Annotated in this window: 18 protein-coding genes; 4 read left to right on the forward strand and 14 right to left on the reverse strand. The window is 48.5% G+C overall.

Going from position 1 to position 24,645, the window contains the following annotated elements; translation table 11 throughout:
- Window positions 1–58 precede the first annotated feature (58 nt).
- Window positions 59–1,636 carry an IS66 family transposase gene (gene tnpC, locus KJW29_RS23440; RefSeq protein ID WP_214626438.1) on the forward strand — a complete coding sequence of 526 codons (1,578 nt, stop codon included), beginning with the start codon at window positions 59–61 and terminating at the stop codon, window positions 1,634–1,636.
- A gap of 305 nt (window positions 1,637–1,941) precedes the next feature.
- Here tnpC and KJW29_RS23445 read toward each other — a convergent pair whose 3' ends face one another.
- The 5 genes from KJW29_RS23445 to KJW29_RS23465 all read right to left on the reverse strand — a co-directional run bounded on the left by KJW29_RS23445 (window position 1,942) and on the right by KJW29_RS23465 (window position 5,581).
- On the reverse strand, window positions 1,942–2,184 hold the full coding sequence (locus KJW29_RS23445; RefSeq protein WP_087567459.1) for a cold-shock protein: 243 nt from the start codon (window positions 2,182–2,184) through the stop codon (window positions 1,942–1,944).
- Between the two features lie 73 nt (window positions 2,185–2,257).
- Window positions 2,258–2,458 (reverse strand): cold-shock protein, encoded by a 201-nt coding sequence (locus KJW29_RS23450; protein ID WP_087567460.1) that lies wholly within the window; start codon window positions 2,456–2,458, stop codon window positions 2,258–2,260.
- A 206-nt stretch (window positions 2,459–2,664) separates the two neighbouring features.
- Window positions 2,665–3,567: a helix-turn-helix transcriptional regulator gene (locus KJW29_RS23455; protein WP_214626439.1), complete on the reverse strand. Its 903-nt coding sequence runs from the start codon at window positions 3,565–3,567 to the stop codon at window positions 2,665–2,667.
- A gap of 27 nt (window positions 3,568–3,594) precedes the next feature.
- A complete protein-coding gene (locus KJW29_RS23460; protein ID WP_214626440.1) occupies window positions 3,595–4,752 on the reverse strand; it encodes an epoxide hydrolase family protein in 1,158 nt (385 codons plus the stop codon).
- 277 nt (window positions 4,753–5,029) lie between these two features.
- A complete protein-coding gene (locus KJW29_RS23465; RefSeq protein ID WP_214626441.1) occupies window positions 5,030–5,581 on the reverse strand; it encodes a double zinc ribbon domain-containing protein in 552 nt (183 codons plus the stop codon).
- 301 nt (window positions 5,582–5,882) lie between these two features.
- Between KJW29_RS23465 and KJW29_RS23470 the strand changes: the two genes are divergently transcribed.
- Window positions 5,883–6,356: a MarR family winged helix-turn-helix transcriptional regulator gene (locus KJW29_RS23470; protein ID WP_214626442.1), complete on the forward strand. Its 474-nt coding sequence runs from the start codon at window positions 5,883–5,885 to the stop codon at window positions 6,354–6,356.
- Between the two features lie 6 nt (window positions 6,357–6,362).
- Here the strand turns inward: KJW29_RS23470 and KJW29_RS23475 are convergent, their stop codons facing one another.
- The 7 genes from KJW29_RS23475 to KJW29_RS23505 all read right to left on the reverse strand — a co-directional run bounded on the left by KJW29_RS23475 (window position 6,363) and on the right by KJW29_RS23505 (window position 18,895).
- The gene (locus KJW29_RS23475; protein WP_214626443.1) at window positions 6,363–9,029 is read right to left on the reverse strand and encodes a glycoside hydrolase family 78 protein; all 2,667 of its coding nucleotides are present in this window, start codon (window positions 9,027–9,029) and stop codon (window positions 6,363–6,365) included.
- A gap of 34 nt (window positions 9,030–9,063) precedes the next feature.
- Window positions 9,064–9,906: a carbohydrate ABC transporter permease gene (locus KJW29_RS23480; protein ID WP_214626444.1), complete on the reverse strand. Its 843-nt coding sequence runs from the start codon at window positions 9,904–9,906 to the stop codon at window positions 9,064–9,066.
- Window positions 9,906–10,787: a carbohydrate ABC transporter permease gene (locus tag KJW29_RS23485; RefSeq protein WP_214626445.1), complete on the reverse strand. Its 882-nt coding sequence runs from the start codon at window positions 10,785–10,787 to the stop codon at window positions 9,906–9,908. Before KJW29_RS23485 ends, KJW29_RS23480 begins: the two co-directional genes overlap by 1 nt.
- Window positions 10,788–10,853: 66 nt before the next feature.
- Window positions 10,854–12,167, reverse strand: a complete 1,314-nt coding sequence (locus KJW29_RS23490) for an ABC transporter substrate-binding protein (RefSeq protein WP_214626446.1) — start codon at window positions 12,165–12,167, stop codon at window positions 10,854–10,856.
- A 131-nt stretch (window positions 12,168–12,298) separates the two neighbouring features.
- Window positions 12,299–13,840: a response regulator gene (locus KJW29_RS23495; protein WP_214626447.1), complete on the reverse strand. Its 1,542-nt coding sequence runs from the start codon at window positions 13,838–13,840 to the stop codon at window positions 12,299–12,301.
- A complete protein-coding gene (locus tag KJW29_RS23500) occupies window positions 13,837–15,552 on the reverse strand; it encodes a sensor histidine kinase (protein ID WP_214626448.1) in 1,716 nt (571 codons plus the stop codon). Before KJW29_RS23500 ends, KJW29_RS23495 begins: the two co-directional genes overlap by 4 nt.
- Window positions 15,553–15,742: 190 nt before the next feature.
- Window positions 15,743–18,895 carry an apiosidase-like domain-containing protein gene (locus KJW29_RS23505; RefSeq protein ID WP_343222636.1) on the reverse strand — a complete coding sequence of 1,051 codons (3,153 nt, stop codon included), beginning with the start codon at window positions 18,893–18,895 and terminating at the stop codon, window positions 15,743–15,745.
- Between the two features lie 134 nt (window positions 18,896–19,029).
- Here KJW29_RS23505 and KJW29_RS23510 point away from each other — a divergent pair, with 134 nt between their 5' ends.
- Both KJW29_RS23510 and KJW29_RS23515 read left to right on the forward strand, forming a co-directional pair.
- Window positions 19,030–19,965, forward strand: a complete 936-nt coding sequence (locus KJW29_RS23510) for an AraC family transcriptional regulator (protein WP_214626450.1) — start codon at window positions 19,030–19,032, stop codon at window positions 19,963–19,965.
- 103 nt (window positions 19,966–20,068) lie between these two features.
- Window positions 20,069–21,208: a glycosyltransferase WbsX family protein gene (locus KJW29_RS23515; protein WP_214626451.1), complete on the forward strand. Its 1,140-nt coding sequence runs from the start codon at window positions 20,069–20,071 to the stop codon at window positions 21,206–21,208.
- A gap of 42 nt (window positions 21,209–21,250) precedes the next feature.
- On the opposite strand, the gene KJW29_RS23520 is transcribed toward KJW29_RS23515, so the two are convergent.
- Both KJW29_RS23520 and KJW29_RS23525 read right to left on the reverse strand, forming a co-directional pair.
- Window positions 21,251–22,816: a response regulator transcription factor gene (locus KJW29_RS23520; protein WP_214626452.1), complete on the reverse strand. Its 1,566-nt coding sequence runs from the start codon at window positions 22,814–22,816 to the stop codon at window positions 21,251–21,253.
- Window positions 22,813–24,480, reverse strand: coding sequence for a sensor histidine kinase (locus tag KJW29_RS23525; protein ID WP_214626453.1), 1,668 nt, complete (start codon window positions 24,478–24,480; stop codon window positions 22,813–22,815). The genes KJW29_RS23520 and KJW29_RS23525 overlap by 4 nt, the downstream gene beginning before the upstream one ends.
- Between the last annotated feature and the right edge of the window lie 165 nt (window positions 24,481–24,645).

Below are 24,645 nucleotides of genomic sequence, written 5' to 3' on the forward strand. Positions count from 1 at the left end.
CGCAAATTGTCATACCTGGCAGCAGGTACTTGCCTGCGCGTTATCGAAATCATACGGTATGGAAAAGCGAACGGAAACCCCTAACCCCGAAATACTCCAGCAGCAAATTTCAAAGCAGGAACAGCAAATTGCCGAGCTCTCTGCGAAGCTCAAATGGTATGAAGAGCAGTTTCGCTTGGCTCAGCAGAAGCGCTTCGGCGCTTCCAGCGAGAAGACGCATCCCGACCAACTGGAGATGAATCTGTTTAACGAAGCTGAAGTGCTTGCTGCGTCCGCTCCTCAAGAGCCAGACGTCGAGACGGTCACGTACAGCCGGAAGAAGACCTCTGGCAACCGGGAAGCCAAGCTGGATCAGTTCCCTGTCGAGACGATCCACTATGCCTTGCCGGAGTCTGAGCAATTCTGCTCGTGCTGTGGCGGTGGACTCCATGAGATGAGCACCGAAACGCGTAATGAGATTGCTGTTATCCCGGCGGAGGTGAAGGTCATCCGTCATGTGCGGCAGGTCTATGCGTGCCGCCACTGTGAGCGGAAAGAGATTCGCACGCCCGTCGTTACGGCGCCCATGCCTAAACCGATTCAGCCGGGCAGTCTGGCGTCCCCGTCCATTGTGGCGCATGTCATGAGCCAGAAGTATGTGGACAGCCAGCCGCTCTATCGTCAAGAGCAGCAATTCGCAAGGCTCGGACTTACGCTATCGCGCCAAACACTGGCAAACTGGATGATCTACGGATCGGAGCAGTGGCTGTCGCTTCTCACGGACCGCATGCGTGCGCACTTGCTGAGCAAGGACATTCTGCATGCCGACGAGACGACACTGCAAGTTCTGCAGGAGCCCGGCAAGTCCGCGTCATCCAGTTCGTACATGTGGCTGTATCGTACGGGCCGTACCGATGCGCCAATCGTCCTCTACGACTACCGGTCGACGCGCGGCGGCGAGCACCCGAGGAACTTCCTCGAAGGTTTCAGCGGCTACCTGCATGTGGACGGCTATTCCGGCTATCACAAGGTCAAGGACGTGACACTTGTTGGATGCTGGGCCCATGCACGCCGGAAGTTCGACGAGGCATTAAAAGCGTTGCCGCCTACGCAAGATAAGACAACGACCGCAGCCCAGCAAGGACTTGCCTTCTGTAACCAGCTATTTGCGATCGAGCGCGAGCTGGTCAAGGCGGCAGCCGAAGAACGCTACACCATCCGTCAGGAGTGGAGTCTCCCCCTTTTGGATGCTTATTTGGTGTGGCTGAAGCAGCAGCGCTCGCGGGCATTGCCAAAGAGCAAGCTCGGAGAGGCGATCACCTACAGTATCAATCAGTGGGAGAAGCTGACGGTGTTCTTGAAAGACGGACGGCTGGAGATCGACAACAATCGGAGTGAACGCGCGATTAAACCATTCGTCATTGGACGGAAGAATTGGTTGTTTGCCAATACACCGCGAGGTGCAAAGGCAAGTGCGACGATCTACAGCGTTATCGAAACAGCGAAGGAGAATGGATTAAATCCGTTCAAGTACCTTCAGTATCTTTTTGAACAGCTACCTCAGTTAGCCGATCCTAAAGATCCGTATGCACTGGACAGGCTTCTTCCGTGGTCATCATCGCTACCGCTAACTTGCCGCATATTTAAACAAGAGTAAACTTGCCAAAACAATAGCCCTCATCTTGATTTCAAGGTGGGGGCTATTTGACGCTTACATCTTAATTGTGTATTTTCGCTCAATTATTATCCCGTTTGTGAAAATATCCAAGGGCGCACACTAGCACCCACACTCCAGCACCACCATCCGCCTCCAATTCACCCAGCACACAGCCGTTAGAGGACGTTAACGGCCCAAACTAATTTGCATCTGAGAGTGCCATAAACAAGCCGTCTCTTTCCTATCATCAAAAAAACACCCCGCAAGGACGTCGTCGTCCCGCTTGGGTGTTCTACCGCACCTATTTAGCTAATTCCTTCAGCTCTCTGTTTCTTCCTGTAATGCTTGATCTCTTGATCCGTCGTGACCAGGATCGGCAGCAATTTCTCGCTCCGGATCATCGCCGACTTGCACATCGGACATGTGGGCTGCTCCTTGAACGAGAAGCTGTCCCTGATCCAGCCGTTGCAGTCGTCTCTGCCGCATGACCAGATGGTGGTCAATTCCTCAGGCAAATTATCCAGCGGTTTATTCCATGAATAAGCCATCGAACCTTCCCCCTTCGCATCACTCGAAAAAAAAGAAAATCCCCAAACGCTAAGTCTGGGGACAATGTCTCACTTACAGCTTGACAACATTTTCGGCTTGTTGGCCGCGGTTGCCTTGAACAACGTTGAATTCCACTCGTTGTCCTTCGTCCAGCGATTTGAAGCCATCGCCAACGATTGCGCTGAAGTGTACGAATACGTCGTCTCCACCTTCAACCTCGATGAAACCAAAGCCTTTTTCTGCGTTAAACCATTTAACTGTTCCTGTTTGCATAGAAACACCTCCATATTTTTATATGACCTCTTATTTTATCGAAATTAAAATAAAAATTCACATATTGCACAAGATTATTAATTAAAATAATAACCCTCTGCAATATGCGAATTGCGGTCAAAATTCCAATAAACTCATTGTACCATATCGGCAAGATAATAACAAACTGTATTTGTCCCATTGTAATTGTCCCATCTTTCCCTTCCTTAAGCCAGCCCATCATAACGCCCGCGAATTTCCTCCAGCTCGTCGATCAAGGTTTTTCTAAGCTCACGCGGTTCCATCACCACAACCTTCGCTCCGTAGCTCAGCACAACGGACAAGGCATACTCCTCCTTATAGAATACCGTCCTCACGTCGATATAGTCGACCTCATGACTGCACTCGCCGGGGAACTGCTCCGAAACTCTCGGGTCGGCGCTTTTGTCGAAGCGCAGGTGTGCATGAATGCCAAGCGGCTGCTCCTCGGAACCTGCCGATTCCGTCTCTTCACGCGGCTCGAACATCTCGTTCGCGATCACCAGGCCGCTCATTCGGGATACGCGGAACAACCGCCTGGCCGAGCGGGTGAGACAATGGCCTTCGACGTACCACGCGCCGCGCTCCCAAAACAGTCGGGTCGGCTCCACTCTTCGCTCGCTCATCGTGCCGGATGCGCTTTGGTAAGCAAATACGATGACGTTCTTGCGCCCGATAGCGCCATAGATGCCGCGAACCGTCTCCCTCTCGGGCTCCGAGGTGCTCAGATCGAAGAAGATATCGTCGGCATGCTCCCCGCTCTCCAGCTTGGGATGCAGACTGCGGAGCTTATCCTTCATCCTTGTATACCTGTCTCCGACTGCGCCCTCCACACTCTGCAGCAGCCGGTAGATGACGGAAAAGTCCTGCACCGTGAAGTGCTGCTTGGTCAGGAGGAAGCCGTCCATCAGCTCGAACCCTCCGTCCGCGCCCGTATAGGAGACTACCGGAATGCCAGCTTGGTTGATCAACTCGATCTCCCGATAGATGGTCCGCGTAGATACCTCGAATCGGGCAGCCAGATCGGCCGCTCTTACGCGTTTCTTTGACATCAGCTCCAGCGTAATCGCGAGCATCCGATCCAGCTTCATCCCCACACCCCGTTCTCTACATTATCCCTATGCCATCGTGCGGAAAAACTGACGAACATCCTCCACGAACCGGGCAGGTTGCTCCATCGCGAAGAAATGACCGCCTTCCAAAGACTCCGTCCAATGAGTGATGTTGTGAGCTTTCTCTGCCAGAGCCCGTACAGTCGCGTCATGCGATTCGGATACAAGCACCCCGGTCGCGACGCTTCCTCGTCCCTTGGGTACCCACGCCATAGGATCGTTCATGGATTCGTAGTAGATCTGGGCCGACGAGCCGGCGGTGCCGCTGAACCAATAAATACTGACGTTCATCAGCATGCGGTCGCGGTCGACAGAAACCTCCGGCAGCTCCTCGGCGGGAGCAGTAAGCGATTTAAACATCTCGACGATCCAGGCCAGTTGCCCCACAGGAGAATCAGTAAGCCCGTATGCCAGCGTGTACGGACTTTTGGACTGGATCTGCAAATAGCCGTCGTTAAAGCTCTCCATGCTCGCCAGCCGCTGCCGTTCCTCCTCCGTCAAAGCCTCCAGCTCGCCCTCCTCGCCCGACGGGAACGTGAGCAGCGCGTTCATATGGATGCCGATAAGACGCTCCGGCGCCAGATGGCCCAGCTCAGGGGCGATGAAAGCGCCCGTGTCCCCGCCTTGTACGCAGAAGCGGTCATAACCGATACGCTCCATTAATTGAAGCAACGCCTCTGCGATTCTGCCAGGCGTCCAGCCGGTCTCAGCGAGCGGAGCGGAGAAGCCAAAGCCCGGGATAGACGGAATGACGAGATGATAAGCGTCGCTCGGATCTCCTCCATGAGCGGAAGGATTGCTGAGCGGGCCGATGACGTCAAGGAACTCCACGAACGATCCCGGCCAGCCATGCAGCAGCAAAAGCGGCTTGGCATCCGGCTCCGGGGATTGAATATGCAGAAAATGAACATTTTGCCCGTCGATCGTCGTCATGTAATGGGGAAGGTCGTTCAGCGCGCTCTCCTGAGCACGCCAGTCAAATTCATGCTGCCAGTAGCTTGCCAGCTCTCTCAAGTACGAGACCGGCACGCCGCGCTCCCAGCCTGTTTCCGGCAACTCCGGGTAACGGCTGCGAGCCAGCCGTTCCTTCAAGTCGGCAAGTTCAGCCTGAGAAACCTCGATGCGGTATGGGCGGATTGCTTCATTATTGTTCGTAGTGTTCATGGATCATTCTCCTCTCGATTGGCGGATACAAGAGAAGAATACCAAACTAATTATGACATTAAGGCTGTCATAATTAAAACACAACGATTTATCCGTTTGCTGTCGCTTCCGCTCCACAACGCCTTAAGCTGTTACCAAGCGCTAAAGGCTTTGATCAAGATTTATTAACGATTGCGCCAAGAGACCGCAGGGCTGGTGCGCAAGGAAGAGGCCGAACAAGCCGCGATCGCATATCTCGACTCGGTTTACGATAACATTCGCCAGTGATGTCTTGTTCTTATAAAGCTCCACAATTTTCGCATATCCGATCCGCTCCGAGCGCGGCCTTGCAGGAAGGACAGGTTTCGCTTGCCGCAGCCGCAACTGCTTCATCATCTCCAATGTGAGTGTCAGCTTTGCCCGTTTCTTCGAGAGCCATGACTTCTCCCGATTCCGCTGCGTTGACCACAATTACTTCCGGTGCTGACTCTCCAAGCGTATGCTCGAATTTATGACCGCAGGTGGAGCAGTATTTCGCTTCGAACGGCAATACTTCCCCGCAAACGCAATCCTTCTCAGCCTTAATGATTTTTATTTTATTCTCCAGCTCCACAATTTCGAGTTGAATAACATTGATCGTATGGCTAGCTGTCTGAACCAATTCCAGAGCGGATGCCGACTGACCGGTTGTATGTGCCTGATATACCGCTTTGCCAATTTGTGCATAAAGCTTTTCGATCTCGCCGCGTTTGCTTGAAATTTGCGCGTGCAATCGTATAACCTCGACGGAATCCTTGGCCTTATCCGCTGCTTTCGACGCACCTTCTTTTAGTTTGTCAAAAAAACCCATTGCAATCCTCCTCTTGTTCCCTAAGACATTGTATAATTCTATATTACATCATATTTTCGGCAATTATCTATGATTATTGCTTATCAGTAATCTTGACCAAAAAAAGGCCCGGTCCACTCGACATCGAGCGAACCGGGACGGAGATTTCCCTGTATTTGGAATGATTGCTGAATACGCATTATGGGGTTATACTATGTGCATACTCTTAAAGAGTATCCACATCATCATTCCACATAATCATCACGCCTACCCATTTGTGAATATAAATAATTACCAAATATATCAAGGAGGTCGTTAATGCATGAACACCGATCATCCAAAGGCGATAGACGTTATCCATCTATTAATGAGATCAACCTATTTCATTCAAAGAGAGTTTCAATCCCAGTTAACAGCGTTTGACACGCCTTTTCCACTCACAGGTCCCAGGCTGCGTCTACTTTCCGTCGTTGCGGAAACCGGAAAAATTCGCATGAATGAATTAGCTGCTAAATTAGGTATCAAAGCACGAACCGTTACCGATTTTGTTGATGCTCTCGAACAGGATAAGCTCCTCGTCCGTATTCCGGATCCAACCGACCGGCGAGCTACGCTGATCCAGCTTACGGAGCTCGCTCAGTCCAATATTGAGCAAGCCCTTATTTACCAAGATAAAATCGCAAACAAGGTGCTGGAAAATCTTTCGGTAGAGCAGCAAAAGCAATTTTTCGAGCTTCTATTGCAACTAATCAAAGATAAGGATATTTCTGATCCATGTGAAGAGGCAAAGAAATAATCCTGTTCACGTTATCCATTCATATTGAAAATTATAGAAGCCCGATTCCAATTCCAGAATAATGCGATAATCGTAGAGTGCGATGATCCGTACCCCTTCTGCTTCATCAAGCCGTACGCCTTGCTCCGTCACCCGGTCCTGAAGCGCGTTCGGCAATTCAAGCGTAGCCGTCGTATTCGGGGGAATCGTTACTTCTATGTTCACCGCCCCGTCCGCGACTTTCCAACCGGAAACAATTTCCCCATACATGGATTGATAGGTCGCTTTGGCGTAACTAAGCCCATCGTTAGGAAGCGGCTTGATTTGAATATGCTTGAAACCCGGTCTGTCTTGGGCCGTGTCAATGCCTGCCACGAAGCGATATAACCACTCCCCGATCGCTCCAAATGCATAATGATTAAAGGAGTTCATATCCTTGCTCCAAAACGAACCATCCGATTTCCGTCCATCCCAATGTTCCCAGATCGTAGTGGCGCCATTTTGTACGGAATAAAGCCAGGACGGGTAGTCGCGGGATAATACCAACCGATAAGCCAGATCGTTTCTCCCGATTTCCGAAAGCGTCGGGCAAATATAAGGCGTCCCGAGAAATCCCGTAGTCAACTTATACTCCGATTCTTCAATTAACCGAATAAAGTCCTTCTCCACTCTTTTGCGTATCGAACCTTCCACCAAGCCGAAGTGAAGAGCTAATACGTGTGCCGTTTGAGTAGCGGATACCAATCTTCCCGTACTCGTAACAAACTCTTTATTAAAGCTGACTCGAATGTTGGCGAATAACTCCTCGTACATGGCCGCATCCTCGTGTTTACCTAACGCCAAGGCGGATCTGGAGAGCAATTTTGCGGAATAAGCGTAAAACGCAGTCGCGATGAAGTCCTTTGGCGTCGAACCTGTATAGCTTCCCGCCGGAGCATCCAACGCCAGCCAATCCCCGAATTGAAAACCGTCATTTCGAAGATATTCCTGTTCCCCCGAACTCCGCAAAAATTCGACCCATGCTTTCATGCTATCGTATTGTTCTTCTAACAGGCGCAGATCTCCATAACATAGATAAATCGTCCATGGACAAATAACCGCGGCATCCCCCCATCCGGAGGCGGAATGCATCTCCCACCCCGGCAACGTGTCGGGAATCGTGTTGGGTACGCCGCCGGCAGGCAATTGGTCCGCTTTCAAATCCCTCAGCCACTTTGCAAAAAAAACGGCAACATTCATGTTATGGACAGCTGTACGAACGAAAACCTGAGCATCGCCCGTGTATCCCAATCTCTCATCTCGTTGCGGGCAATCCGTAGGCACGTCAAGGAAGTTTCCTCTCTGTCCCCATACAATGTTGCCCTGCAATCTATTGACAAGCGGGTCCGAACATTCGAAAGTACCCGTCTCTTCCAAGTCTGAACTGATGACATGCGCTGTAAAACATTCGGAGATCACGTCCCCCGGATAACCATTCACTTTCACATAACGAAAGCCCTGAAACGAAAATCTCGGTTCATACCGTTCATTTCCCGTTCCTTTACATATATATCTGGTTATCTGCTTGGCCGAACGCAAATTTTCAACGTACAAGTTACCGTCCGAATCCAACTCCTCGGCATGTATCAGCTCAATGACCGCTCCTGCATCACCTGATGCTGAATAGGAAACCCAACCGGTCATATTTTGGCCGAAATCCAAAATGGTCTCGCCATTAGGCGAATGCAAAACCCGCTCAGGTTTAAGTTCTCTTACGATTACTGTCGGAACGTTTTCCTGTGGGATCAGCATATGCTTGGAGCGCTCCGTCGTTTCAACGAACAACCAATTTCGATCGTCGTATTCCGGCAGACTCCACCCCTCCTTCTCGAGCCTGGCGTCATAGGTTTCTCCATCATAAATGGAAGCCATTAAGATCGGCCCCGTCTCCGCACGCCAGGAACCGTCTGTAACGACTGCCTGCTCGCTGCCGTCTTTGTAGACGAGATGCAATTCAAGCAATCCGGCCCGACGATCCCCGTAAAAATCGCAGGGGTGTCCTCCTATCCTGCCTTTGTACCAGCCATCAGCGAGAGTCATTCCAATCGAATTATCGCCTTTGCGGATATACTCCGTCACATTAAAGGTTTGGGTCTGAAGCCGTTTGTGATAACTTGTCCACCCAGGGGTAAACAATTGATCGTTTAAACGTTTGCCGTTAATCTCCAATTCATACAACCCGAGAGCCGTCGCGTAAACTCTTGCGGAACGCAAGGGAGAATGCACTTTAAAGGCTTTCCGCAATAAGGGTGAGGCTTCGCATGGGCGATTATGTTTCCCTGGATCAAAGGTAATCCATTGAGCCTTCCATTCTCTAAAATCCAAAATACCCGTTTCAAAGAAAGAGGACTCCCAGTCGCTTACCCGTCCTTTCGCGTCCCAAACACGAACTCTCCAATGGTAGACTTGACGGGACCTTAGCGGGTGTCCATCGTATACGATGTGCACCGACTGGTCCGAGCCTGTCTCTCCGGTATCCCAGATCGGATTTTCGAAATACGGATCGTTCTCAGAGACTTGGAGATGATATCCTTTTTGTCGAATTGCCCTCCCCATGCCGAAAAGCTTCCAACTAAACCGGGGGATGCGTACGCCAATCCCGATCGGATTTCCCCTGTATTCGACGCGAAGGTCTCCAATACCGAAACCATGCATTTCCGACCTCTGAGTTTTAGCGGTGAAAACGGGATCAGCCTTTGATTGCACCGGCGACGAGTCCTTTCATCATATATTTTTGTGTAAAGATAAATAAAACGATCAGCGGCAAAGTCGCCATCACGCACAGCGCAAAAATCGGACCATAATCGATGGATTGGTGATTGGCCTTAAATTGCACGATTTGAGACATTAGAGTCATCTTTGAGGGATCTTTTAAATAAAGAAGCGGACCGAAAAGATCGTTCCAGATCCCGTATATATTTAACATAATAAGAGTCCCTGTAGCCGGAAGCATAAGAGGAAAAATAATCAACCAGAACGCACGGAACTTTCCATACCCGTCAATGGCAGCCGATTCTTCGATTTCCCTTGGAATGGATTTCGTAAAACCCGAGTACATGAATATCGCCATGGGTAGCGCTCCTGCCGCGTATAACAGGATCATGAAAGTGCGCGTATCAATCAGATGCAAGGCAACTCCCATTTTAAAAATGGGGATCATGCCTGTTTGTAACGGAATGACCATGCCCGAGATAAAGAAAAAAAAGAGAAACTGAAAGAACCTGCGCGGAATACGCGCTATAACATAACCTGCCATAGAAGAGATAATGACCAACAGTCCGATTGATCCAACGCTAATGACGGACGTATTAAACAGACCTAGCAACACGTTTACTTTTTCAATCGCTTTTTCATAATGGCCCCAATATAAAGAGTCGGGCATTGCTAAAGGTTGATTGATTTGAGCTGGAGATTTAAAACTTGTCAGAAGGAGATAAAATATCGGATACAAAAACAGGAAAGCAGCAATGATTAATATAATCTCCAACGTTATGCCCGTAGGGTTTTTCCGCTTGGCGGAGCGCTTATTCATTACATCTCCACCTCTTTCCGTCGCATGATCTTCAACTGGATCAGCGTAACGATCATGATAAAGATCATCAAGACAATCCCGCCCGAAATGGCATAGCCGTACGTATTTTCCCGGAATGCGGCATTATAAATAGCAAGCGTCAGGGTATAGGAAGCAGAACCGGGGCCCCCGCCCGTCATGATGTATGGAATATCGAACATTTTCAAGCCGCCGACGATGGTCATAAAAACGACGATCGTTGTCGCGGGCATAAGCATCGGAAGCGTGACATGTCTAAATCGGTTTAACGCCTTGGCGCCGTCCATTTTCGCAGCCTCGTACAAATCCTGGGGGATGGTTTGCAGTCCGGCTAAATAAATCACCGCGCAGTACCCGAGTCCTTGCCACTGCGTCAATGCAATAATGGTCGGAAATACGGACCGTGTGTCTCCCAGCCAATCGCGCACCCAGCTATACAGCCCCATTCGTTCCAGAAATCCGTTAAGCAAACCTTCATACTGCAAAATATGGCCCCACACGATAGAGGTGACCACAAGACTGACGACAACCGGTAAATAAAACGCGACTCTGAGCAAAATTTTCGTACGGAAAGAACGGTTCAACAAGATCGCCAACAGTAAGGACAAGGGATTTTGGACGACAATTCCGAAGATGGTGATCAAGATCGTGTTTTTGGCCGCCTGAAGCATTTTGGAGTCTTCAAGCAAAAACGCATAGTTGTCCCAACCAATAAACTTGGCAGGACGAATGGAGTCCCATTCTGTAAACGAATAGTAGATGCTTGAAACAAAAGGGTAAAATACAAATGCCGAAAATAATACCGTTGCCGGAAGAATGAACCAAAAACCAGCCCACCACTCCCGGGTGCTTGCTTTCATCATAACATCACCTGTTTAGTATTCGACCGGCCGCTCGAAGAGGGCCGGTCGAATGGATATGGTCTTCGATTACTCTGCGGGGAGAATGACAGTTCCGATGTCCTTCTCCAACTTTTTCTGGGCTTCCGTCAAATCCTTTACATCAAGTTTGATGCCCGAGGCTACCTTCGTAAAAGTCTCCGTCAGCGACGTCATAGCCGAAGCAGGCAAATAAGCTTCGTATCCGATACCGGATTCCGTCTCGTCAACAACTTTCAACAAATCGTTTAACGCGGCATTCGGGTATTCGAGCTGCATGCCCTGGATTCCAGGCACGGTTCCGCTACCCACATTAAACGGCCCATAGACCTCTGGACTCGCGATAACGGCTACCAAATCCTTTGCTTGCTGAAGGAGCTTTGTTTTGGCGTTCACCGAGAGCGATTGGTCAATACCTAGCGACAGCTTGGCATACCCTTTTTCTGTTCGGAACGGGAGGTATCCGAGTTCGAATGCCGTATGGCCTTTCGTTTGGAAGTTTTCCTGAGCTGTGCCTGGCATCCAGGGACCTTGAGCGATCATGGCCGCCTTGCCCGAAGTGAACAGATCCGCGGATTGCGGCCAATCAATGCTAAGCGCGTTTTTGTTCAAGTAACCCTTCTCGACCATTTCTTGCAGATGCATCATGACCGCTTGTACTTCCGGTCCGTCCAGTCGTTTCTTGCCTTCGTAAAGATCCTTGCCATACGTTGGACTGCTCTCGTAGCCATGAGGCTGCATCCACAGATTAAATGTCATGCTTGCCGTCCAAGCGTCTTTAAAACCTGCAGCCACAGGTGTAATCTCTGCCGACTGTATTTTTTCGAAAGCGCTTTCCATTTCCGCCCATGACTTCGGCACTTCGATCCCTAGGTCGGCGAATATATTCTTGTTGTACCAAATTCCGCTCGAGGCGATGCCCATAGGCAGTGCGTATACCATGTCCTTGTACGAATAAGCGCTCTTCGTTCCCGGATTCAGCTTAGCCCCCCATGCCTCTCCGGACAAATCCGCCAAATACCCTACTTCTCCGAATACGGCCGTCTTACCTTGGTGGAAAAACACGTCCGGCGCCGTATCCGAGGCCAGCTCCGCCTTCAGCTTATCTGCGTACGCATCCCCGAGTGTAATATCCCATTGGATGGTAGCATTAGGATATTTCTCTTTGTAAGACTTCTCAACATTCGTCTTGAACTCTTGCATGAAGGGCCGATCGTCAATAAACCAGGTCCCGATTCGAATCGTAAAAGAATCGTCTGTTGCATTCGCATTTTTGGGTTCGTTCGATTGATTTGCTCCGCATGCCGAAATCAGCGCAACTAGCAATAGGCTTGCCAGTACGAGAAGCGTTCTTTTTCTTTTCATAGATTTGACCTCCATATTGAAGTGATTAGGATTGGCACCGTCCGTCGACTAGCCTCCATATCCATAAGTTTATCGTTTCGAAACAAGAATCGACATATGTCCATTTGTCTTGAACTGTTCTGTATTTTTCCTTACCCTTTATACTCGCTGGGGGTTTTTCCAGTCATTTTTTTAAACAATTGGCTAAAATGGGCTGCATCCTTGAACCCTACGGCATAGGCTACTTCATAATGCTTCATGCTTGTCGTCGACAGCTTCTCCTTAGCGATGTTGATACGGTGTTCCCACAATACATCGCTAAAATTCCGTCCAGTTTCTTTCTTTATCAACCTGCTTAAATACGAATAATTGACGAAAAGCTCTTCTGCCAACATTTGCAGCGTGATGTCTTCCATATAACGTCGTTCGATGAAATTCATCGTGGCATCGATATAATGGATGGGCGTATTCTGTCTGACAGCACTAATCTGAGATGCCGTATTTTTTAAAAACGACTCCATAAATGCCATTAAATCCGAAAGGATGGTATAAGACAGTACGTCTTTGCGGACAGCAATCGTTTCCTCCGGACTTGGCTGGATACCAAACGAATGCAGAATTTGGCCCGCCGTCTCCACCATCTCCATGCAGGCTTCCTGGATACGCGTTTTGCTTATGCCTTCCATCATGAACGTTCTGCTCTTGGATCTTAAATAATCGGAGAGCGGCTCCTGTTCTCCTCTGCGCAAGAGGTCAGACAGCTCGGAACGATTCATCTCCGACTGCTCTCGTTTCTGCTCCTGCATTAAGAGCATAGCGGAATAAGCAACGATCGAATTCCGTCCTATCAACATCCGGTATTCCAAACATTTCTTGGCTTCTTCACGTCCCCTGCGAAGCTCCGTCACAGATGGCAGCAAATCGCTAATGCCGATCGAAATACTAAAGCCGCATGACTCGCCAATAGCTCCCAGGATCTTCCGGGCTACCTCCATCGCTTCATGTACGGATTGTTCCTTCGTGGCAGAGGGGGACATGAACAAAACTAAATATAGGCCGCCGTGCGCCAGGGCCGACCAGTAAGTATGAGGAAACGATGTCATAACGTCGGCGATGAATTCTCGTAAAGTAAGGTTGGTAAACGGTTTACCCAAATCGTCCAATAAACCTGAATTGTCGATTTCAATAAAAAAGAAAATGACCGGTTGATTCAACGTTGTGGGCAAGTCAAGCGATCCGGGCATCTCCCGTTGCGGCATTGTCAAAAGCGACTGTATCCATGCCTCTTGTTGGACCCAATCCGGTCTCCGGCGATCCAATCTATGGTCTCTGATCCATTGAACTCTATCTACGAGTTCATTTTCATGAAACGGTTTCGTTATAAAATCGACAACGCCTAGCTTTACGGCCTGCTTGGCATATTCGTATTCCCCATGTGCCGTCAGAAATATCACTTTCATATCAGGACAGACGTCGAGAATACGACGAGTTAATTCAATGCCGTCCATGGAGGGCATGCGAATGTCCGTGATTAACACATCCGGCTTCTTCTCTTTTGCCCTGCATATTGTTTCGTAAGCTTCCCACCCGTCAGCCGCTTGTCCGACAATCGTACAACCAAGACGATGCCAAGCGGGTAAAGAGACAATATAATCCCTAACCGCCTTTTCGTCATCGACGATAAATAGTTTCATGGCGCTGCAATCTCCTTTTCAGTTGGGACATCCGTTGGTTCTTTCATGATGATAGGCATAAGAAGCTTTACGACCATTCCTTGTTCGCCTTGCAGTTTCTCAATGCCATAACGATTCCCAAAATGCAGCCGAATACGGGATTCTATGCCCTTTAAGCCTGATCCCATTCCTTTTGATTCGCGAGGGCGGGGTTGTGCAGAACCGCCGTTGTCCTCAATCTCGATGACGAGGTTGAATTGACTTTCGTAAGCTCTAATGTCGATTCGGCCTTTCCCGCGAATATGGTCGATGCCATGAATGAACGCATTTTCAATAATAGGTTGAAGAATTAATTTCGGAACTTCGACCTGCTTCAAGTGATCCGGCAGATCGATATGATACTCGAATCGGTTTTCGAATCGATATTGATGAATTTGCATATAGATTTTCGCAAATTTCATTTCGACGTCCAAAGAAACGAAGGTTTCCCCCGGCGAAATGGAAAAACGAATGATGCTGGACAGACTTTTCACGACGTAGGGGATCCGATCGATCTTGTCCTTGGATTTGGCCAGAATGCTGACGTATTCCAAGGTGTTGTGCAAAAAGTGGGGATTGAAATACGTTCGGATCGCCGCCAACTGGGCCTCCTTCTGCTCGAGTTCCGCTTTATATACTTTTTGGATTAATTCTTTTGTTTCCATTATCATCCGGTTAAAACTATGACAAAGTTGGGCAATCTCATCATGGGAACCGAAATTTTCGATGAGCTGGTAGTTTTCCTTCTGCGCTTTGCGCATGAGATTGCTTAAAGTAGCCAAAGGACTTGTTATTTTTCTCAGTACGTAATAGGTAATGACGATTACCGCCACCCAAGATGCGAGCGCTACCACGACCGAGAAAACTGCCAACTTTCGGATGCCAGCACTTGCTTCGGATACCGGAATGCGGCTTACGTACTTAAATCCCGTCGATTTGGATTTTAGTTCCGTCGCGATCGTATCCCCCATAGCTTGCGTGGGAATGAGTTGGCCGATTCTATTTGGATTGTCGGTGGACATCACAATATTACTGGCGTTCGTAATAAAAAACGAACCGCTTTCATAAGAGTCGTATAAAGCAGTAACTTTGATGGGGTCTAACAAGACAACCAAACTACCCAGTACGGTACCAGTTGCCGAATCAACGAGCTGCAAGTTGCAGATGAGCCGACGATTATCGATAAAAAACGCCCACTCCGGAATGCCTTGTTTTTCGAACGGCATAATGACAATCGCATCGTAATACTGAATTCCAGATTCGGCACCCGCAAAATATTGTTTGCCTTGAACGTCAAAAATGTGAATGGAATCGGCGAAATCGCCAATGTTTTTGCTCATATTGCCCAACTCAATCCACAGCATTGCTTCCACTCGTTCCGTCAAAGCCGCTCGTTCGGCTGGCGATAGTGGATATTGATCAGGATTCCAAGCGTTGCGTAGCAGCGTGTACACGAACAAATTGTCGCCGATGTCAGAAGCTTCGTTAGCAAACGCCTTAAAAACGCCATCGATTTTATCCGATGTTTCGGACATGGTTTGTTTAAATGATTGATCAACATTATGTTCAAGAATTCCTTTCGACGTTACATAGAAGGTTGCACTCACAATGATCAGAGGAACTAGCGTTAATAGAGAGTAGATTAAAATCATTTTGTAATGTAATTTCGATCGGATGAAACGAACGATTTTCACTTGCGAACCTCTCCTTGTCATTGATTGGCATCGAATTCGTGTCCATATCCAATCTCTATTCTCACGGAAGGCACCGTTGTCAGTCAATGATGCGTTGAACCTGTTCGGATTGTATTTGATAACGGCAAGAGCTCCTTTCCGTTATATCCGGAAGGAGCCCGATCCTCATGTCTTCGTTCAAGCGCAACCCTCAGTAGATTGCAATTTCGTATACAATAGGTTGCATGGTTCCGGAGGTAAAGTAGAGTCGCGCTTGGCTTCCGGTTACTGCGGGGAAAGTTACGGTCCTTGGCGTGTTTACATCACCAATCGTCGTTCCCGTGTATGCCGTTGCCCATGCGGAACCGTTCCAATATTCAACTTTGTAGCCTGTCGTGCGGTTTCCGTACTCGGTTATTACCGCCTTGCTGAAAGTAACCGATTGACCGAAGTCAACCGAAAGCCATTGCCCCGAAAAAAGATTGTTGGCAGCCTGCCAGTTTGTTAAAGATGAACCGTCAAACGCCTTATCGGCGGATTGATTATCGTCGTACCGCGAAGAGCTGGTGTAATTGGACACTGGTTTATTTAATGCATGATTTCGATTTAAGAGTTCAAACTCGTAAACGATGGGTTGAAAACCAGTACCGCCAATAAAAAACAGCCGTGCTTTACTTGCGGTTACGCTTGGAAAAGTTACAGTCAAAGGAGAACCATAATCGCCAATGGTTGTTCCCGTATAAGCCGTAGACCACCCGGAACCATTCCAGTATTCGACGCGGAATCCCGTTGTACGATTTCCATATTCGCTAATTACGGCGGAGTTAAATGTTACATTGCTGCCAAAGTCGACTTGCAGCCATTCATTTGCATATTTACCCGATGCCGCCTGCCAGTTGGAAGCAGTACCATCGAACGCCTTTGCGGCAGTTTGACTCGCATCGTATTGGGAGGAACTGCTGTAAGTCCGGTTAAAAGCAACATTTTGCGTCAACAGCTTATAATATTCAATCGATTGAGGACTAGTTGTCATTCCCGATTTAACAGCTATAGCTTTTATAACGATCGTTTCGGTTGAAGGAGACGTAATTAGCAAAGGAGCTGTGTAAACAGGACTTGCCGTCGTCGGAGTCGTCCCATCGGTAGTGTAATGAATGGTTGCGCCACTAGTCGTCGTAGTCATCGCCACGCCCAACATGGAGTCATACGTTCCTCCCCCGGTGCTCATAATTGGAGGACTCACCCTATTGGTTATTTTAGTAACCCATAATGTCCAATCCTCCGTAGAAGGCTGGGAGGGAATACTCCACTGCCCCGATGCGTTCGGCAGAAAATTTGGGGTTATCGTCGTATATTTTCCGGTACGTGGATTTAACCATCTTGCCATATAGGTATCCGAAATATTTAATCCATTCAGAATTCCGCTATATGTTGTTGTCGTTGACGGTAAATAAGCAACAATCGATGATCGATCCGAGTTTGTTTTTGCAGCCGGGCTTTGTGTTCCCGAAGGAGCTCCGCTCCAAGAGATAACAGAATGATTTGGCTCCAGCGTCCACCAATTCGCAGCTTCGAATAAGTCTTTCATATAGCGCATTTGTTCTCCGGCAGGCTTATCTATGGCATTGTACCAAGGAGTCGGAATGCCTCCCCAAACTTGCCAAGTGTCATGACTATCCCAAGTGGCTTGCCATAAGCCTTCGGCGCCATATGAGAACCCGGCACTGCCAGCCATATTCGCATTCCATGCTGTTTCCCTCGTATAATAAGAAGGTATGCCGTTGATATTCTCGTAATTGGCTTCGCCTTCAATGACAACCTTGGTCGGCGTTTCATTGTAATGATTCAACCAGTAGCTTTTGTCCAGTAATGCGCCATGACCTCCCTGCAGAAAATCGAAATGATAAGCATCGTCATTTCGAAACGCTATCGTATTCGTGTAATCATTGTGAAGAGTATTGGCCCGTTTGTATGCATCGATAGCGTAGGTATAATCGAGTACATTTTTCCAGCTGGCCGCACTCCCCTGACCATATTCCCCGCCGCCTGTCCACACCGTTGGATAAGCGCCATACCTGGCTACCATATACCTGGCCATTCTTTTGTAATCCGCTTCGTTACCGCTCTCCAACAACCTTCCCCAGTCGATGCCCAATGCAACGACGAGCCCTTTTTCGACCGCATATTGAATGCGAAGATCGCTGTTTTGCCAGAACCCGGGATTTAGATCAGACGCGAATCCACTCCAATTCATTAGAGAATTTGCAGCATTAAATAACTTGAATTCCCGAATGGAAGGAGTGCTGCCTCCTGTTGCTCCCGTTATCGTAATCCTGACGTACCTAACCGTAGCCGATACGGGATCGGAGAAGGTATCGCCCGAAACTCCCGATGTGCGGTCTACCAAAGTTGTATAAGCGACATTATCGGTCGAACCTTCAATTTTGTATCTCCAAGTGTCATTCTCTCCAAATAAGGTTTCGACTTTACTAAGCGTCGTATTTGCTTTTAGATCCATAGAAAACCATTGAGGATAAACATTCGATGCAGCCTTCCACATTGTCCCTTCTCGATTGTCTAGAGCTTTAGTTGGGTGAGCCACATAACTATCGTATGTGGTGCTAGAGGTAATAAAACTCGATGCATCCGCATCATACCGATCGTAATTCCAAACATGACCGCCCTCATTGTAGGTTCCGGTTGCATCCACATCACCTTGCTCGAAAGCGAAAAAGTTCATCTGATAAACCGAAAATCCTTGTTTGACGCGCTTATCCACCATACCTTTATACTGCGACGACCATCTCGAATCGTTAGAAGACCCCCATCTTTCCCGATAAGAAAGTCCCATCCAATGGGTATCCGCCAACCAGTAGAAAGGCGTTCCATCGTTGTAGGTTAAGTAGCGGTTCGAAGAATCCGCTTTTACGAATCCATGTTTATAAATATTCAGGGATCCCGAATAAGGTTGACTCATTACGGTACCGGTTTGTCCATGCAACCCCGTATCCGTCGGATCCGAAGCAGCCGTTGTATACGACCAGGTGCCTGTAGCCGTAGGAGCAAACCGAAACTTCCATGTATTCCCGCCATCCCAAAACCCCGGTATTGTCAAGGTTATACCTCCGGGCCCAGTAAATGTGGCACTGATTTCTACATCCGTAAAAGGATTGGAATAGCTCTTTGAACTATGCATAGCGATGTCGACCGCTTTCCACATTTCCGTGGTATACGCGGCATGAAAGTTCTGAACCGAAATTGATAACTGACCTGCAGCAAGTGAAGTAAACATGACAAGAAATGCGATGACTAACGATACTCGTCTTTTCATTAATCTTTCACCCTCCCTGGTAAGCGGTTTCATATATAGAGTAAGGGAACTGCTCTATCATTCACATGTTTGTATTTTGCATTACCTATTCTATATTTTAGAGGATGGACGGACTCTCTGCTCCTATGATACTATTTAGCCAACAATGGGGGGCGGGGAGGATTCATATGGAGCGAAATGCGACGTCGGTGCGAACGATCAGCCTGCTAGAGCTGGCGCCCTATGTTCGCTTGGTGCAGCACATCCAAAGCAACGACAGATACCGCCTTCCTCCGCGCATCATCTACGATTACGAGTTGAAGTTTGTCGTAGCGGGCAGCTGCGAGTACACGATCGACCAAAAGCTTTATAAAGCCGGACCGGGAGATATGATATTCCTCTCTCCCATGGTCAGGCATTCATGCATCGTTCCTAAGGACAATATGTTTCACTACTACGCAGTCCATTTCGATCTTCTCTATATGGGAGAAGCATTCGATTTTTCCGTCGAGGATGTCTATCTCAACTGGAATTACCTGCAAGAAGCTTTTATACCCGTTGAGCCCGAGCTAACGGATCGCCCAATCGTCCGTCTATCCGATATCGAGCTGCCGTACGTTTTTTCAATCTCCGATCGTCATGGTTGCGAATCGTTGCTGCGCTCGATGTATGCTGCTTTTGCGGAAAGAGAATTCGGAGCGGAACTTCTGCTTAGAGGCGAATTGCTTAACTTGCTCGCGCTGATCGTCCGTGAACTGACTACGACGGGTGGCAAAAGTCTATATCATCCCCGTAGCGAACGGGTCGGACAAGCCATCCGGTGGATGGAGACCCATTATCGGACGCCGATACAACTTCATGACATCGCGTCATCCGTTCATCTGTCCCCGAGCCGCTTTCGCGAGCTGTTTAAGGAAGAGACGGGCAAGTCGCCTATAGAGATGCTTGTTGCTATCCGGATGAAACGGGCAAAAGATCTGCTTCTTCATTCTTCGCTGTCGGTTGGACAAATTGCCGAAGAGGTCGGTTACCCCGACATTCATTATTTCAGCCGATTGTTCAAGCGCGTTGAAGGCTTGTCGCCACTCCATTACGCCCAATCCCTCCGTTCCAAATTCCGGTGAATATTGCAACAAAGCCGTCGATTTGTCCAAATACGCTCACTCCCCCTTTCGTTACACTTAAAGTGCGTACTAGAACTAGAATTCAAAGGACGAAGGTGGATGCATGAGCAGCAAATACGAAGTCGCCGTCTATTACTTTCCGAATTATCATGTCGATCCGCGCAACGAAGCCGTTCATGGCGAAGGCTGGACAGAATGGGATCTTGTCCGCCGGGCGACGCCTCGCTTCCCGGGTCATGAGCAACCCAAGGTGCCGCTGTGGGGATATCTGGATGAATCCAAGCCCGAGACTGCCGAGAAGCAGATCGCCCATGCAGCGGATTATGGGATCGACACCTTTATTTACGATTGGTATTGGTACGAGGACGGTCCGTTTCTAAATCGGGCACTGGAGGAAGGATTCCTTAAAGCGAGCAACAACGATCGGCTCAAATTCTCCCTCATGTGGGCTAACCACGATTGGATTAACATCTTTCCATACAAACGGGGAATGGACCATACCCTGCTGCATAGTGGCCAAGTGTCGCTGTCGGCGTTCGAAGCAGCCTGCGACTATATGATCGAACGTTACTTCTGCCACCCCTCTTACTGGCGGGTAAATGGAGGCTTGTATTTCTCCGTATACGAGTTAATGAGCCTGATCCAGAGCCTCGGCGGTCTCTCTCAGACAAAGGAGGCGCTGGCTGCCTTTCGAGACAAAGTGCGGGCGGCGGGTCTTGGAGAGTTGCATCTCAACGCGGTCGTCTGGGGCATTCAGAATTTGCCCGGCGAACGAACACTGGAGAATCCCGGTGAACGCGTGCAAGACCTGGGCTTCGATAGCGTCACTTCCTATGTATGGGTTCATAATGTACCTATGGACACTTATCCAACGGTCGATTATCCGGCTTATGCCAAACTAGCCGAAGCCGGTTGGGAGAGCTATCGCCAGGATTTCAACAAGTACGGAATACCTTATTTCCCTAACGTATCGATGGGCTGGGATAGCAGTCCCCGTACCGTTCAATCGGATATCCACGCCAATCTTGGCTACCCGTTTACACCAATTCTGGTCGACAATACACCCGAGCAATTTCGCAAGTCGCTCGCCGCGGTAAAGGAGTTCCTGGTCCGCAGCGGAACCCTCCCGCCAATCGTTACGATCAACTCTTGGAACGAATGGACCGAGGGTAGTTACATTGAGCCGGACACCGTACACGGCCTAGGTTATCTCGAGGCTATTCGCTCCGTGTTTGGAGGATAAATCCCGCCGCCCGTAGAGAGTAACGGATTGGATATAAATCCGTTACTCTTGTTCCTTCCGTTGCCGGTATTCCAACGGCGCCAGGCCGCAATATTTTTTAAATACTTGCGAGAAGTAGGAGAAGTTGGAGTAGCCCACTTTGGATGCGATGAGATTGACCGGTATGTTCGTATTCGTCAATAGCGACTTGGCGATTTCCGTCTTCTTCATCGTAATATAATCATTAAGCGCTATCCCCTTTACTTTCTTAAACAACCGCGACAAGTACTCTGGATTCATGTAAATCGCTTCGGCAATTTCCGCACGGCTGCAGCTCTTCTCAATATTTTTATCAATGTAGGCTATAACTCGCTCAATTGGATCCGGGATTAGGTTCGCATCCGTGGTATGCCCTTCCACATAGTCCAATACAAAGTTGATTAGATCCAGCATTTTATTAAGCGACGCGTAGGCCTGAATGTATTCGGAGTAAGGGTAGCGATTAAAGAAAACTTCGCTCGCATCCAGCTTCATCTGTTTGGCGACGGCAAAAAAAAGCTGAATGAAATCCTGATGGAAGCGCGCAAGAAATTCGGCGTGAATCATGCCTTTCCCTTTCTGCTGCTCCATGTAATTATGGATTTCGCCGCGCACCTTCCGGCTGCCGCCATTGGCTATGAGCATCGCCCATTCCTGCATATCCGGCACTCCGTATGAGCCTTCCTTAAGGTAGTTCATATCTTGTCTCGTAAATACTTTACTGTACAAAGCAACATTGTGCTGACGCATCTGGCAGAGCGTCTGATAATGCTGCTTAAGCATGTCGGCCAGCCCAATATCCGAGAAATAGCAAATGATCGAGCAGGAATGTTTCTTTTGAACATTCACGATCAATTGTTTAAGCAAGCTTTCAACAGGAGCGTCGAACGAACCTTCCGTATATAAAATGGCCATGTAATTCGCATCATCCAACTGAGCGAACAGTACTTTTAAGTTATACGGCTCCATCAGCTGAACCACTTCGCGCTTCAACTCGTCTTTGCCTGCCTGCTCGCCCGGTTTTGCATATTGAATGAGCACCGACCGAAAAGAGGTTTGGGTAGTAAGGCGTATGTTCAGATTGTTCAAGTCGCGCTGGAGCTGCTGATAGGAGTGGCCTGAGTTAAGCAGAAAGCTGCGAAGATAATTCTCCAGTAAAAATGGTTCATTTTCCCGCCAATAGGCCCCATATTCATAAAGCTCCCGCCGCTCCGAGTTCGCCTCAATTTGCAGGATTGCGCGTTCGATCGACGCTTGCACGTCTTCGTAGCTGGCCGGCTGAACAATGTAGTCAAAGCTGCCAAGCTGAATGGCTTCTTTTGCGTACTCGAATTCAGAATGGGCAGAAAGAAAAATACACTGCAAGTCCGGATAATCTTCTTTCACCCGCTTGAACAATTCCAACCCATTCTCCCTGGGCATCTCGATGTCGCAGAGCAGTACTTGTATCTCCTTTTCATGGAGCAGCCTCCTCGCTTCATCCGCGCTATAGGCTTGATAGACATGAGTAATGCCAAGCTTCCGCCAATCCACGCCTGTCAAGACGCCTTGCACAACATCATATTGGTCATCCACGACTAGTACATTCATTCTGTCCCATCCTCCCGTTGCAGTCTGGACCTAAGCGGCAAAATCATTTCGGCTGCTGCTCCGTTTTCCGTATTAAAGAAAACCAGCCATGCCTTGTCACCATACAGCAAAGATATACGATGACGCAGATTACTTATTCCAACATGAACATCGGTATAGACCGTGGAATCACCTTCATTCAGCTCTTCCAGAATCGAAGGTTCAAATCCATCGCCGTTGTCTTGAATCGTAATGTCTACATAGCTGCCTTCATCAGTTTCCAGTAAAACGGCTTTCACATGAATATGCAGTTGCTCTTCCGGCCTCGTTGCGTATTTCACGCTATTCTCTACGAAAGTTTGAATAGACAGCGGGGGCAAGGAAAAATCCATCAGAGCCGTATCGACCTGCCATTCGCACACAGGCGGAATGTGATGAGCGATATGCTGAATACGGATATAGTTTTGTACATGCTCCTTCTCTTGAGCAAGAGATACCAGCTGCAAATTATCTTTAAAGTTGTAGCGCAAGTGATTGGATATGGCTAGAATCATTTGCTGCATCCGCCCAAAGCTTTGCTGCTGCGCCATGCCGTACAAGCTTTTTAAGCAGTTGAGATAGAAATGAGGGCGGATCTGAAGCTGCAAATGCTGCATTTCTGCCTTCTGCCGCCTTATTTCCTCCTCATAAGCCGAAATTTTTAATTGCTGAATTTCATTCGACATATGCGTAAAGGCAGCATCTACCTGCTTGAATTCTTCAATCCGATATTCCTCGCGCCGCTCGGGAGCAGACCCCTTTCCAATACTATTAACCAGCCGCAGCCACGGCAGCAACAAGGAGCGGTTCAACATGACAAGGCGAATAAAGACGAGTACAACCACAACCAGCGACAAGGAGAATAGAATGGCGAACCCGCCCTTAAATGCATTAGGTTTGGGAACGGCAAACATCAATTGAATTTCACTGTTCTCGATCGGGGCGCTGACGATCACATAATTGTCATTGTTCCAGGGATCTTCTTCTTCCACAAACTTCCGATTTGTCAGGGCAACCCGATCCATTGTCGCGTGAATGACCTCGATACCGTCATGCACCAGATCCGTTGAATAGATGCGCCCAAGATCCACCATGACGGCTGCATAAGTTCCTTCCTTGCCGAGCAGTCGGAACAAATAGTTTTTACCTTGAACTTCATAGGCTAACCAGCCTTTATAATAAAAGTTATCGCTGGTTTGGGTCAACGCATGCATCTGCTCCCGGATCGCTTCTTTTAAGGAATAAGGATAATCGGATGCAAAAATATCGCGATAGGTTTGACTGACATCGCTGTATGCAAAAAATGCGTCTGCCATCTTGTAGGTACTGAGCGCCGATTTAAACTGAATCATCAATTCATGCGCCGCCACATGGGCTTGAATTTTATCGGTAGGATGACTAAACAAGCGAAAGGTATGATCCATCATCGTCACATGAGTCAATAGCGTGTCCAGCGCATTCAGATCAATCTGCATATTCCGCGCGTATAACGCGAGCGACTGTTGATTGGATTCTACGAATTTGGCGTTAAACGTGTAGTAAGAGTAGAAATTATAGACCGACAGTAAGCCAATCAATGGAAGCGTAATCAACAATAAGTTGCGCAACACATTCATTTGGAATGATGCACTGACCCTTTTTTTCATGAAATGATCTCCTAGGGCGTGTCTGAATACTCCGAGGGTAGCAGATTTTGCCGAATTTTCGTTCCATGCAAGGAACTTTTGTGAAGTCGTACCGGGAGTACGTCAAGCAAAAGTGACGAAGCAGGGGGCGGAAAGGCGGTGAAAGATGCCCCAGAGCGGGTTTTC

The sequence above is a fragment of the Paenibacillus agaridevorans genome, assembly GCF_018604145.1.
GTDB classification, from domain to species: domain Bacteria; phylum Bacillota; class Bacilli; order Paenibacillales; family Paenibacillaceae; genus Pristimantibacillus; species Pristimantibacillus agaridevorans.

Excerpts from the sequence above, each read along its gene's own strand:
- tnpC (WP_214626438.1), top strand. The coding sequence starts at position 59 with ATGGAAAAGCGAACGGAAACCCCTAACCCCGAAATACTCCAGCAGCAA.
- KJW29_RS23445 (WP_087567459.1), bottom strand. The coding sequence starts at position 2,184 with ATGGCTTATTCATGGAATAAACCGCTGGATAATTTGCCTGAGGAATTG.
- KJW29_RS23450 (WP_087567460.1), bottom strand. The coding sequence starts at position 2,458 with ATGCAAACAGGAACAGTTAAATGGTTTAACGCAGAAAAAGGCTTTGGT.
- KJW29_RS23455 (WP_214626439.1), bottom strand. The coding sequence starts at position 3,567 with ATGAAGCTGGATCGGATGCTCGCGATTACGCTGGAGCTGATGTCAAAG.
- KJW29_RS23460 (WP_214626440.1), bottom strand. The coding sequence starts at position 4,752 with ATGAACACTACGAACAATAATGAAGCAATCCGCCCATACCGCATCGAG.
- KJW29_RS23465 (WP_214626441.1), bottom strand. The coding sequence starts at position 5,581 with ATGGGTTTTTTTGACAAACTAAAAGAAGGTGCGTCGAAAGCAGCGGAT.
- KJW29_RS23470 (WP_214626442.1), top strand. The coding sequence starts at position 5,883 with ATGAACACCGATCATCCAAAGGCGATAGACGTTATCCATCTATTAATG.
- KJW29_RS23475 (WP_214626443.1), bottom strand. The coding sequence starts at position 9,029 with ATGCATGGTTTCGGTATTGGAGACCTTCGCGTCGAATACAGGGGAAAT.
- KJW29_RS23480 (WP_214626444.1), bottom strand. The coding sequence starts at position 9,906 with ATGAATAAGCGCTCCGCCAAGCGGAAAAACCCTACGGGCATAACGTTG.
- KJW29_RS23485 (WP_214626445.1), bottom strand. The coding sequence starts at position 10,787 with ATGATGAAAGCAAGCACCCGGGAGTGGTGGGCTGGTTTTTGGTTCATT.
- KJW29_RS23490 (WP_214626446.1), bottom strand. The coding sequence starts at position 12,167 with ATGAAAAGAAAAAGAACGCTTCTCGTACTGGCAAGCCTATTGCTAGTT.
- KJW29_RS23495 (WP_214626447.1), bottom strand. The coding sequence starts at position 13,840 with ATGAAACTATTTATCGTCGATGACGAAAAGGCGGTTAGGGATTATATT.
- KJW29_RS23505 (WP_343222636.1), bottom strand. The coding sequence starts at position 18,895 with ATGAAACCGCTTACCAGGGAGGGTGAAAGATTAATGAAAAGACGAGTA.
- KJW29_RS23510 (WP_214626450.1), top strand. The coding sequence starts at position 19,030 with ATGGAGCGAAATGCGACGTCGGTGCGAACGATCAGCCTGCTAGAGCTG.
- KJW29_RS23515 (WP_214626451.1), top strand. The coding sequence starts at position 20,069 with ATGAGCAGCAAATACGAAGTCGCCGTCTATTACTTTCCGAATTATCAT.
- KJW29_RS23520 (WP_214626452.1), bottom strand. The coding sequence starts at position 22,816 with ATGAATGTACTAGTCGTGGATGACCAATATGATGTTGTGCAAGGCGTC.
- KJW29_RS23525 (WP_214626453.1), bottom strand. The coding sequence starts at position 24,480 with ATGAAAAAAAGGGTCAGTGCATCATTCCAAATGAATGTGTTGCGCAAC.